This window comes from Arthrobacter sp. S39 (genome assembly GCF_004320525.1).
Classification (GTDB): Bacteria; Actinomycetota; Actinomycetes; order Actinomycetales; family Micrococcaceae; genus Arthrobacter.
Genome location: NZ_SIHX01000008.1, coordinates 50,984 through 63,400, shown reverse-complemented (window position 1 = coordinate 63,400; position 12,417 = coordinate 50,984). Strand labels below are relative to the sequence as shown.

Here is a 12,417-nt window from a genome sequence, read left to right as displayed (position 1 = left end):
GATGTCCCGTCTAGAGGCTGAAGCTGTTGGCCGGCTTCGCCGAGTGCTTGAGCTTGAAGTTGTCCGGTTCGGTGAAGGATGCGGCACCGATGCTGAGCTTGGTGAAGTCCAGGTCCTCGCCGCGGCTGCAGACCTTGATCGCGTTGACGGCCTTGTTCACCTCGGGGCACAGGCAGAAGATGTTCAGCTTGTAGTCGCTGAACTCCGAGCGTTCAACCGTGCCCAGCCCCCGCCAGGCGAGGTGGCTGATGAGGGCGTCCTTGGCTTTTTCCTCAAGGTACCGGTCCCGCTCGGTGCCGTCCTTGGTCTTGAGGGCGAACTGGGCCACCACCCAGAACTGCTCCTCGTCGGGGATTTCGGCGTAACCGTCCTCCGTGCACTGCACGGCGAACGCATCCATGAGGCCCTCCACGGCGGCGGCATCGGCGACGTCGGTCTCCTCGGTCTTGCTCTGGTGGCCCACCACGCCGTAGTTCATCACGAACTGGCTGTAGTCCTCGTCGAACCATCCTTCGCGGAAGTGCAGCACTCCCTCGTCGTCCCGTTTGTAGACCCTGATGATTCCGCTCATGACCGTCCCTTCGTGAACCATTCGATGTCTGTTCCGTCGAACGGTGCGTGCTGTGCCTTGACGGCCTGGTAAAGCTGATCCGCGGCGGCCTGGATGTCCTCAACCAGCCGGTCCGGGTAATTCATGGCGATACTGTGGTCGGCGAATTCGTCCTGGTCGTCGATGAAGACGCCGCGGCCTTCCATACGGATAACGTCCAGGTCCATGTCGATCACATGGAACTCGGTGACCGCAGGCCGGATGTCCGTCCACTCGTGGGCAACGGCCAGGTCCACGTACACGCGGACACCGCTGGGGTGGGCGTCATCGTAGAACGTGGCAACCCAGTCGCCGGAGCGCGGCACCAGGAGCACGGCGTCGGACTGGGTGTAAAACGCGGCGCCGGGCCGGGAGCAGAACTCGTTGGTCCCCTGGAAAATCCACCAGCCGTGCCGGTCTTCGCCCAGGTAGCGGCCCGGGACCACCCAGTGGGCCTTGCCGTTCCATTTCCTGTTCCGGGCCACCACGAGCTGGCCGGGCTGGAGCTGGCCCGGAACCCGGGTGGTGCTGGTGTGCATGGCCGGACCGGATTCCCCCACGGAGCCCGGGTACTTCAGTGCGTCTTCTTCCCTCACAGAATCGGAAGGCTGCCGGTGGTGGGGTGTTCCTGGCCCGGGAGGGGACGCGCAAAGGGGACCTTTGTTCCCAGAACCTGGGCGACGACGTCGTGCGTTATCTGCTGCGCGGTCAGGCCGACGCGTTCGAGCACCTGGCTCCTGGTGCCGTGGTCGAGGAACTCCACGGGCAGGCCAACCTCGTTCAGGGCGGTGTCCACCCCGGCGGCGCGCATTTCCTGCCGGATCCGGGACCCGACGCCGCCGGCGCGGACGCCGTCCTCAATGCAGATGACCAGGCGGTGGTGGGAAGCCAGGGCAATGATGGAACGCCGCACCGGCAGGACCCAGCGCGGGTCCACCACGGTGGTGCTGATTCCCTGCGCGCCAAGGCGGTTGGAGACGTCCAGGGCCAGTTCGGACATGGCTCCGACGCTGACGATCAGGACGTCGTTTTCGGTGGACCCGGCCGGCCTGCGGGCCAGCACGTCCACACCGTCGCCGAGCCGTTCGATGGCTTCAACCTCGGCGCCGACCGTGCCCTTGGAGAAGCGGACCACGGTGGGGGCATCGTTGATGGCAACGGCCTCGCGGAGTTCCTCCCGCAGCCTGGACGCGTCCCTCGGCGCGGCCAGGTGCAGTCCCGGCACGATCTGCACCATGGACATGTCCCACATGCCGTGGTGGCTTGCGCCGTCCGGGCCTGTGACGCCGGCCCGGTCCAGGACGATGGTGACGCCGGCCTTGTGCAGGGCAACGTCCATCAGGAGCTGGTCGAACGCGCGGTTCAGGAACGTGGCGTAGACGGCGACGACGGGGTGCAGGCCGCCGAAGGCCATGCCGGCCGCGGAGGTCAGGGCGTGCTGCTCAGCTATCCCGACGTCGATGACGCGGTCAGGGTGCCTGGCCGCGAATTTGTGCAGGCCCACGGGGATGAGCATGGCGCCGGTGATGCCAACGATGTCGGCCCGTTCATCGGAAATCTCCGCGATCTCATCGGCGAAGACGGACGTCCAGGACTGGGCGCCGGCAGCGCCCGTGGGTTCGCCCGTTTCCGGGTCGATGATGCCCACGGCGTGGAACTGGTCGGCTTCGTGGGCGCGGGCGGGAGCGTAGCCGTGGCCCTTTTCGGTCATGGCGTGCACGATGACGGGGCCGGCGTAGTTCCTGGCGGTGGACAGCGCGTGCTCCATGGCCTGGAGGTTGTGGCCGTCCACCGGGCCGATGTATTTCATGCCGAGGTCCTCGAACATGCCCTGCGGGGCCCACCAGTCCTTGATGCCCTTTTTCATGGCATGGAGGCTCTTGTAGGTGAACTGCCCCACGGGGCCGCCGTTCTGGAGCTTCTTCTTCCACCAGTCCAGGGTGCCCTCGTACGCGGGGGCGGCGCGGAAGGAGTCGATGGTGGGGCGCAGCGAGGCGAGGTAGTCGGCGAAGCCCCCGACAGTGGGAGCGTAGGAGCGGCCGTTGTCGTTGACCACAATCACCACGCGCCGGCGCTTGTCGGCTGCGATGTTGTTGATGGCTTCCCAGGCCATGCCACCGGTCAGGGCGCCGTCGCCGACGACGGCGACGGTGTAGCGGTCGCCTTCCCCGGTGAGCTGCCGGGCGCGGGAGATGCCGTCCGCCCAGGAAAGGGACGAGGAAGCGTGCGAGCTTTCCACGATGTCGTGCTCGGATTCGGCGCGGGACGGGTAGCCGGACAGGCCGCCCTGCTGGCGGAGCGTGCTGAAGTCCTGGCGTCCAGTGAGGAGCTTGTGCACGTACGACTGGTGTCCCGTGTCGAAGACGATGCTGTCGCGGGGCGAGTCGAAAATGCGGTGCACGGCAAGGGTCAGTTCAACCACGCCAAGGTTGGGGCCGAGGTGTCCGCCTGTCTGGGAGACGTTCGTGATCAGGAAACTCCTGATCTCAGCAGCCAGTTCGGGCAGCTGCTTTTCGGACAACCCGTTCAGGTCCTGCGGATTCCGGATGGCGTCCAAGAGTCCCAAATGACCCCTCCTTCAGGTGGTAGACGTGCCTGTTAACTCTAACGCGTCTGTTCAAATCAAAAGCCGAAGCCCCGGCTGGTCGGTGACCGGCCGGGGCTTCGGGGAGTGCTTGCCTGGGGGCAGAAAACCGCTAGTTGGCGGAGATCTGGCGCAGGACGTACTGCAGGATGCCGCCGTTGCGGTAGTAGTCGGCTTCGCCCGGGGTATCGATGCGCAGGACGGCATCGAAGGACTTGGCGGTGCCGTCTTCAGCGGTTGCGGTGACCTTCAGGGTCTTGGGCGTGGTGCCTTCGTTCAGGGCGGTGACGCCCTCAACCGAGAAGGTTTCCGTGCCGGTCAGGCCCAGGGTCGCCGCAGATTCTCCAGCCGGGTACTGCAGGGGCAGGACGCCCATGCCGATCAGGTTGGAGCGGTGGATGCGCTCGTAGCTCTCGGCGACGACGGCTTTGACGCCCAGGAGCGCCGTGCCCTTCGCTGCCCAGTCACGCGAGGATCCGGAACCGTATTCCTTGCCCGCCAGGACCACCAGCGGAGTGCCGGCTGCCTGGTAGTTCTGCGCGGCGTCGTAGACGTATGCCTGCGGGCCGTCAGCCTGGGTGAAGTCGCGGGTGAAGCCGCCCTCCACGCCGTCCAGGATCTGGTTCTTGATGCGGATGTTCGCGAAGGTGCCGCGGATCATGACTTCGTGGTTGCCACGGCGTGAGCCGTAGGAGTTGAAGTCCTTGCGTTCCACACCGTTGGCCAGGAGGTACTGGCCGGCCGGGGTGTCCGACTTGAAGGAACCTGCCGGGGAGATATGGTCGGTGGTGACCGAATCGCCCAGCTTCAGCAGCACGCGTGCGCCGGAGATGTCCTGGACGGGTTCCGGCTGGGCCTTCATGCCGTCGAAGTACGGGGGCTTCCGGACGTACGTGGAGTTCGGATCCCAGGAGAACGTGTCGCCGGCGGGGGTGTCGAGTGCCTTCCAGCGGTCGTCGCCGTCGAAGACGCCCTCGTAGCCGCGGGCGAACATGTCCTTGTCAATCGAGGAATCGATGACCTGCTGGACCTCGACCGGGTTGGGCCAGATGTCCTTCAGGAAGACGTCGTTGCCGGCGTCGTCCTTGCCCAGGGAGTCGGTGTCGAAGTCGAAGTCCATGGAACCGGCCAGGGCGTAGGCGATGACCAGCGGCGGGGAGGCCAGGTAGTTCATCTTCACGTCCGGGTTGATCCGGCCTTCGAAGTTGCGGTTACCCGAAAGCACCGCGGTGACCGAGAGATCGTTGGCCTGGATGGCCTCGGAGATTTCGGCGTCCAGCGGGCCGGAGTTGCCGATGCAGGTGGCGCAGCCGTAGCCCACGATGTAGAAGCCGAGCTTCTCCAGGTACGGCGTCAGGCCGGACTTTTCGTAGTAGTCGGTGACAACCTTGGAGCCCGGGGCAACGGAGGTCTTGACCCACGGCTTGGACGTCAGGCCCTTGTCGACGGCGTTGCGCGCCAGCAGTGCGGCGGCAAGCATGACGGACGGGTTGGACGTGTTGGTGCAGGACGTGATCGACGCGATCGACACTGCGCCGTGGTCCAGCTCGAACTCGCGTCCGTCTTCGGTCTTGATGTGGACCGGGTTGGACGGGCGCCCGTGGGCACCGTTCGCGGCGGATACAACACGGCTGGTCTCGGTGGTGTGCGAGTCGGCGTGCGTGAAGGACGGGGCGTCCGAGGCCGGGAACGATTCGTCCAGGGACTCGTCAACGCTGCCGTCTTCGATGGCCACGTAGTTGTGGATGTCCTTGCGGAACTGCTCCTTGGCATCCGTCAGCTCAATGCGGTCCTGGGGACGCTTCGGGCCGGAGATGGAGGGAACAACCGTGGACAGGTCCAGCTCGAGGTACTCGGAGAACTTGATTTCGCGGGAAGGATCGTGCCAGAGGCCCTGTTCCTTGGCGTAGGACTCCACCAGTGCCACATTTTCGTCCGAGCGGCCGGTGAGGCGCAGGTAGTCCAATGTGACGTCGTCGATCGGGAACATTGCGGCCGTGGAACCGAATTCCGGGCTCATGTTGCCGATGGTGGCGCGGTTGGCCAGCGGCACCGCGGCAACGCCTTCGCCGTAGAATTCCACGAACTTGCCCACAACACCGTGCTTGCGCAGCTGCTCGGTGATGGTCAGCACCACGTCGGTGGCGGTGGCGCCGGCCGGGATGGACCCGGTCAGCTTGAAGCCAACGACGCGCGGGATGAGCATCGAGACGGGCTGGCCCAGCATGGCGGCCTCGGCTTCGATGCCACCAACGCCCCAGCCCAGGACACCCAGGCCGTTGACCATGGTGGTGTGCGAGTCGGTGCCAACGCAGGTGTCGGGGTAGGCACGCAGTGCGCCGTCAACTTCGCGGGTCATGACCGTGCGGGCCAGGTATTCGATGTTGACCTGGTGCACGATGCCGGTTCCCGGGGGAACAACCTTGAAGTCATCGAAGGCCGTCTGGCCCCAGCGGAGGAACTGGTAACGCTCGCCGTTCCGCTGGTATTCGATCTCCATGTTGCGCTCCAGTGCGCCGGAGTTGCCGAAGGCGTCGATCTGCACGGAGTGGTCAATGACCATTTCCGCAGGAGCGAGGGGGTTGACCCGCTTGGGGTCGCCGCCGAGTTCCTTGACCGCTTCACGCATCGTCGCCAGGTCAACCACGCAGGGTACACCGGTGAAGTCCTGCATGATCACGCGGGCAGGCGTGAACTGGATTTCTGTATCTGGCTGGGCATCAGGATCCCAGCCTGCCAAGGCGCGAACGTGATCGGCAGTGATGTTCGCGCCGTCCTCGGTCCTCAACAGGTTTTCAAGCAATACCTTGAGGCTGAACGGAAGGTTTTCTGCACCTTCAACGGAGTTCAACCGGAAAATTTCGTATTCGGTTCCGGCTACATTAAGTTTGCCTTTTGAACCGAAGCTGTCCACAGTGCTCATCGCAGGACTCCTCTCGCAACAGTTTCATCTTTGTCGCGCGGTTGACCGCTTGCTAGTTAGGCAGGCCTAATTAGTGCAGGCCCTCAAAATTGCATGGGGTCACCCGTGAATACGGAGCGCGACGTGGGACTACTAAGGGCCATAGTAGTCCAAATAATGACGCTGTCAGCGGCCTGGCGTCAGCAAAGCCACCGTCTCCAGGTGATGGGTGTGGGGGTAGAGGTCCAGGGCCCGCAGGCCCGCCAGGGACCAGCCTCCCTGCTGGAAGTAACCCACATCACGCGCGAATGACGCCGGGTCGCACGACACATACGCAATGGCCCGCGGACCGGCGGCGATCAGCTGGCCCACCACCGCCTTGCCGGCACCGGCACGGGGCGGGTCCAGCACCAGGGCGTCAAAATTGCGCGGTTTCTGGCGGAGGACACGCTCCACCCGCCCCTGGATGACCTCAACCTGCGGGGCTCCGTGCAGGTTCTTGCGGGCATCCTTGCTGGTGCCGGGGGCGCCTTCCACCGACAGGACAGAGCCGGTTTCGCCCACGGCATCGGCCAACGGTGCGGTGAAGAGCCCGGCGCCGGCGTAGAGGTCGGCCACCACGGAACCTGGCGAGAGGAAGCCGCCATTGTGCAGGAAACCTGTGACAGCCCCCACAAGTGCTTCGGGCGCGTCGCGGTGGATCTGCCAGAAGCCCGCGCCGGAAACCCGGTAGTCATGGCCCGCCGCGGATTCCTGCACCCACGTCCGTCCGCGCAGCTGCTGCACCTCGTCGGTGAGCGGATCGAAGGTGGCCACCGAGACGTCCTCCGGAAGCTGGGCGGCGATGGCGCTGAGCCGCTTGGGCTTCGTGCCGGGGGCGGGGGCCAGCAGCACCAGGGGGCGTGAGCCGTTGGCCGGCGCGGCCACTTCCACGCGGTCGATCCCCTGCAGGTCAATGTCCCACAGGCGCAGCCGGTTAATGCCGTCAGAGGCGAGCGGCATCTCCCGCAACGGGATGATGTGCTCGGAACGGTGGGCGTGCATGCCCAGCCTGCCGCCGGAGGTGACCGAGAAACTTGCCCGCGTCCGCCACCCGAGGCCCGTGCCGGCGTCGTACGTTGTGTCAGTACCCGCGCCGCTGCCGGCCACCGCCTCAACGGTGATGTCCCCGCCGGGGAACTGCCCGACGCCGGCGAGCCGCTGGAGCTGTTCGGCCAGCACCGCTGCCTTCAGGCTGCGCTGGCGGTCCAGGGAGATGTGGCCGAACTCGGCGCCGCCCACCGGCGGGTGCCCGTGGCTCCAGGCCCGGCGGGAGTCGGCGGCGTGCCAGAAATGCTCCACGCGGTCCGGCGACGCTTCCAGGACGTCCACCACGTCGGCGCGCCAGAATTTGGCTGATTCGGCGGCGTCGGTCAGCCGGACCCGGACTTTCTCGCCGGGGACCGCGTGCCGGACGAAGATCACCCTGCCTTCGTGCCGTGCCACGCAGTGGCCGCCGTGGGCCACCGGGCCGACGTCGAGCACGAGTTCCTTAACGTCCTTGGCGGAAGCGGGCTGGGGGTGGGACTGGGTCTGGGAGCTCATTGGATATCCTGCAGGTTCTTTGCTTCTTCGGATGATTTAAGCTGCCACGGAACGCTGGCCACCATGACGCCAGGTTCGAAGTGCAGCCGGGTCTTGATGCGCAGCGCCGTCTGGTTGTGGACCAGCTGCTCCCACCATTTACCCACCACATATTCGGGGATGTAGACCACGATGAGGTCACGCGGGGAATCGCGCCGCATGTTCTTGACGTACTCCATGATGGGCGTGATGGTTTCCCGGTAGGGGCTTGCCAGCACTGTCAGCGGCACGGGAATGTCCAGCTTTTGCCAGTCAGCCACCGTGTGGGCGGTTTCCTCGGCGTTGATGTCAACGGTGATGGCGTCCAGCCGGGACGGCCGCGACGCCCGCGCATAGGCAAGCGCCCGCAGCACCGGTTTGCGTACGTGGGAGACCAGCAGGACGGCGTGGACCCGGGTGGGCAGGGCACGCGGCGAGGAATCCTCATCCACGGCCAGCTCCTTGGCCACGTTGTCGTAGTGCGCGCGGATGCTCCACATGATCAGGAACAGGACAAACATGGCCAGCAGCGCGATCCAGGCGCCCTGCTCAAACTTGGTGATCAGGACGATCACCAGCACCAGGGCGGTCATGCCGAAGCCGATGGTGTTGATGGTGCGCGACTTCGCCATCCGCAGCCGGACCGTCTTGTCCTTGGCGAGCTTGAGGTGCCTCCCCCAGTGCCTGACCATGCCCAGCTGGCTGAGGGTGAACGAAATAAAGACGCCCACGATGTAGAGCTGGATCAGCTTGGTGACATCGGCGTTGAACGCGATGATCAGCACCAGTGCACCGGCCGCAAGGGCCAGGACGCCGTTGCTGAACGCCAGCCGGTCTCCCCTGGTCCGCAGCTGGCGGGGAAGGTATCCGTCCTGGGCCAGGATGGAGCCGAGGACGGGAAAGCCGTTGAACGCGGTGTTGGAGGCAAACACCAGGATCACGCCTGTGGCGGCAACCACGATAAAGAACGGGATCGACCCGGGTCCGAAGATGGTCTGCGCGATCTGGCTGATGGCCGGACTCTGGATGTAGCCTTCCGGCAGCGGCAGGCCGTCAACAAGGAATTCCGTGGCCGGGTCCAGGACGATGTGGACCTTCGTGGCGTTGGCCAGGTACATGATGCCGGCGAGCATCGACGCCCCGATGACGCCGAGCAGCAGCAGCGTGGTGGCTGCGTTTTTGCTTTTGGGCACCTTGAAGTTGGGCACGCCGTTGCTGATCGCTTCAACACCGGTGAGGGCCGCGGCGCCGGACGAGAAGGCGCGCAGCAGCAGGAACGCGCCGGCCAGGCCCACCAGGCCTTCATCAAAACCGGGGGCGGGGACGATCGTGAAATCGGCGGACGGGGCCTCACGCAGCTGGCCGGTGGCGGCCTGGAAGATCCCCACCGCCGTCATGCCCAGGATGGAGGCCATAAAGATGTAAGTGGGGACGGCGAAGACGCTGCCGGCTTCCTTGATGCCGCGGAGGTTCACCAGGGCGAGGATCACGACGCCGATGGTGGCGATGAGCGCCTGTTGCCCGTGCAGGGAAGGCACGGCCGTGGTGAGGTAGGTGGCGGCCGAGGACATCGAGACCGCCACGGTCAGGACGTAGTCCACCAGCAGGGCCGACGCCACCGTGAGGCCGGCGAACTTGCCGAGGTTCTCATTGGCGATCTCATAGTCGCCGCCGCCGGACGGGTAGGCGTGCACGTTCTGGCGGTAGGAGGCCACCACCGTCAGCAGCACCACCATCACGGCCAGGCCCACCCACGGCGAAAACGCCACCGCGCTCACGCCGGCGAGGGCAAGGGTCAGCAGGATTTCGTCCGGGGCGTACGCAACGGAGGACAGGGCGTCGGAGGCGAAGACCGGAAGTGCGATCCGTTTGGGAAGCAGGGTGTGGGCGAGCCTGTCGTTCCTGAAGGGCCTGCCCACCAGCACCCGTTTTATGGCGTTCAGCATTGTCAGCACAATTGTTCCTTGAGACTACTCACGACGCCCCACTTCTGTTGAGCACTAGAGCAACCTTACGACACTGCCGTCAGACCCGATCGGGTGCCCGCGTCCGGCAGGCACCCACATATCCCGGCAGCGGTCCAGTCACACCGCAACAGGGTGTCACCGGACTAGACCACGCTGTTCCGCCGGCGGCACGCGCCACCGGGTTTGGCCGGTACCTGGACGTAAAAACGGCACGAAGCAGGCAACTTGACTTGAATACCGGGCACCGGAGTGTGCACCGCGGCACGGCAGGAAACCGGCCCCCGCGGCACTGTTTGCACGGCCCCGGAATCCTCCGTGTGACGCCGGCATGGGCCGGAAAACGGGGTGTTGTTTCTCACTGCGCGGTTCCTTGCACGCGCCGTTGGCCGGTCAATAGCGTGGCCACCACTGCCGGACAAACGAAGGACTGACATGAGAACAGCACCTGTTGCGACGGAAACTTCCCACCCTCTCAGCCTGGACGGAGGTCCACCGCCCGGTGTCCCTGGGCCCGGCGGGCCCGCCCGCCGGCTGGCCGACGCGCTCCGGTACGACCTGCCGGCGTCGCTGGTGGTTTTCCTGGTGGCCGTGCCGCTCTCCCTGGGCATTGCGGCGGCCTCCGGAGCGCCCATCATGGCCGGCCTGATCGCCGCTGCCGTAGGCGGCATCGTGGCAGGCACCCTGGGCGGCTCGCCGCTGCAGGTGAGCGGACCCGCCGCAGGCCTGACGGTGATTGTGGCAGGGCTCGTTGACCAGTTCGGCTGGCCGGCGACGTGCGCCATCACCGCCGCGGCCGGCGTGCTGCAGGCACTCCTGGGCCTCGCCCGGTTTGGCCGGGTCGCCCTGGCCATCGCGCCGGTTGTGGTCCATGCGATGCTGGCCGGCATCGGCATCACCATTGTGCTCCAGCAGTTCCATGTGCTGCTGGGCGCCGGTTCCGCCAGTTCGGCGGTCGGCAACATCGCCGCCATCCCCGCCAGCCTGGCAGCCATCGAGATCGCGGCGGCAGCGCTTGGCATCACGGTCATCGGAACATTGCTGGTCTGGAAGCGCCTGCCTGAGCCTATTCGCCGCGTTCCCGGTCCGCTGGTGGCAGTCATCGCCGCCACGGCACTCTCGCTTCCGTTCGGCGTCGACCGGATCACGTTCAGCGGATCCCTGACGGACTCCCTGGGCCTGCCGCAGCTGCCCGCCGGCAACTGGAACGCCGCGGTCATCGGCGCCGTCACCATCGCCCTGATCGCCAGCGTGGAATCCCTGCTCTCGGCAGTAGCCGTGGACAAGATGCACCACGGCCCGCGGACCAACTTCAACCGGGAACTCCTGGGCCAGGGCGCAGCCAACGTGACATCCGGGCTGCTCGGCGGCATGCCCGTAACGGGTGTCATTGTCCGCAGCGCCACCAACCTGGAAGCAGGGGCACGGACCCGTTCCTCCGCCGTCCTGCACGGGGTCTGGGTGCTGGTCTTTTCACTCCTGCTGGCCGGGCTGATCCAGCTGATCCCCGAGTCCGTCCTGGCCGGCCTGCTGATCATCGTCGGGGCGCGGCTGGTGCGCCCCGCGGACATCAGCACGGCGCGGCGGACGGGTGACCTGCTCGTCTACGTGGTGACGCTGTCCATCGTGGTGTTCGCCAACCTGCTGGTGGGCGTGCTGACCGGGCTCCTCCTGGCCATTGCGCTGGTGCTGTGGCGGATCGCGCGGGCAACCGTCACCGCAGCCCCGGATCCGGGAACCGGAGGCGGCTGGCGCGTGGTGATCGACGGCTCCTGCAGCTTCCTGTCGCTGCCCCGGCTCAGCGCCGTACTCGCCACGGTCCCTGCCGGTACGGCAGTGACCCTGGAACTGGACGTCGACTACCTGGACCACCCGGTCCATGACGCGCTGGACGCCTGGCAGACCCGCCATGTGGCCACCGGAGGCTCCGTCACCGTGGCGGAGCACGGCACGGCAAGCCTGGAGGAAGCCCACGCCGCAGCGCCCAGCCGCGGTGACGCCCGGTCCGCCCTTCGAGGCGGGTTCGCGCCGTGGCGGGCCTGGCAGGGGCGGACAACCACGTCCCCCGCTCCGGAGAGTCCGGACGTACCGTCCCTGCAGCCCGTCATGGCCGGCGTCGAAAACTACCACCGCCGCACAGCTGACCTGCTCAGGCCGCACGTCGGCGAGCTGGCCACCTACCAGGACCCGTCCACGCTGTTCCTGACCTGCGCGGACTCACGCCTGGTGCCGAACCTGATCACCAGCAGCGGCCCCGGAGACCTGTTCACCGTCCGCAACGTGGGCAACGTGGTGGGCAGGCCCGGAACCGATGCCGCCACCGATGCTGCGCTGGAGTTTGCCGTGGCCAAACTCTCCGTCGAGTCCCTGGTGGTGTGCGGCCACAGCGGCTGCGGAGCGATGACGGCGCTGCTGGATGGAGCGGACGGCGGGCAGGGGCCTATCGGCGTGTGGCTGGAACAGTCCCACGCCAGCCTGGCGGCCTTCCACAACGGCCACCCGGTCAAGGGCGCGGCCGCCGCGGCGGGGTTCAGTCCCGTGGACCAGCTGGCCATGGTCAACGTGGCCGTCCAGCTGGAGCGGTTGCAGGGCCACCCCTCGGTGGCGGGCGCACTGCAGGCAGGCACGGTCCAGCTCACCGGCCTGTTCTACGACATCCCCACCGCCCGTGTCCTCCAGGTCACCGCCAACGGCATTGGCCACCTGCACCCGCTCCCGGAGCCGGCCGGCGCCCCGGAGCCGGTAGCAGCAGGCGCCGGCACCGCCTGACGCGCAG

Annotated in this window: 7 protein-coding genes; 1 reads left to right on the top strand and 6 read right to left on the bottom strand. The window is 66.5% G+C overall.

What is annotated here, in order from left to right:
* Positions 1-10 precede the first annotated feature (10 nt).
* From EYS21_RS16205 to EYS21_RS16180, 6 genes are all read right to left on the bottom strand, one after another.
* Positions 11-571 carry a hypothetical protein gene (locus EYS21_RS16205; protein ID WP_131134278.1) on the bottom strand — a complete coding sequence of 187 codons (561 nt, stop codon included), beginning with the start codon at positions 569-571 and terminating at the stop codon, positions 11-13.
* A complete protein-coding gene (locus EYS21_RS16200) occupies positions 568-1,185 on the bottom strand; it encodes a DUF402 domain-containing protein (RefSeq protein ID WP_242633456.1) in 618 nt (205 codons plus the stop codon). The genes EYS21_RS16205 and EYS21_RS16200 overlap by 4 nt, the downstream gene beginning before the upstream one ends.
* Positions 1,182-3,155, bottom strand: coding sequence for a 1-deoxy-D-xylulose-5-phosphate synthase (gene dxs, locus EYS21_RS16195; protein ID WP_131134277.1), 1,974 nt, complete (start codon positions 3,153-3,155; stop codon positions 1,182-1,184). The genes EYS21_RS16200 and dxs overlap by 4 nt, the downstream gene beginning before the upstream one ends.
* A 130-nt stretch (positions 3,156-3,285) precedes the next feature.
* Positions 3,286-6,096 (bottom strand): aconitate hydratase AcnA, encoded by a 2,811-nt coding sequence (acnA, locus tag EYS21_RS16190; protein WP_131134276.1) that lies wholly within the window; start codon positions 6,094-6,096, stop codon positions 3,286-3,288.
* Between the two features lie 165 nt (positions 6,097-6,261).
* Positions 6,262-7,659 carry a TRAM domain-containing protein gene (locus EYS21_RS16185; protein WP_131134275.1) on the bottom strand — a complete coding sequence of 466 codons (1,398 nt, stop codon included), beginning with the start codon at positions 7,657-7,659 and terminating at the stop codon, positions 6,262-6,264.
* On the bottom strand, positions 7,656-9,623 hold the full coding sequence (locus EYS21_RS16180; protein WP_131134416.1) for an APC family permease: 1,968 nt from the start codon (positions 9,621-9,623) through the stop codon (positions 7,656-7,658). The genes EYS21_RS16185 and EYS21_RS16180 overlap by 4 nt, the downstream gene beginning before the upstream one ends.
* A gap of 453 nt (positions 9,624-10,076) precedes the next feature.
* Between EYS21_RS16180 and EYS21_RS16175 the strand changes: the two genes are divergently transcribed.
* The gene (locus tag EYS21_RS16175) at positions 10,077-12,410 is read left to right on the top strand and encodes a bifunctional SulP family inorganic anion transporter/carbonic anhydrase (RefSeq protein ID WP_131134274.1); all 2,334 of its coding nucleotides are present in this window, start codon (positions 10,077-10,079) and stop codon (positions 12,408-12,410) included.
* Positions 12,411-12,417: the final 7 nt, after the last annotated feature.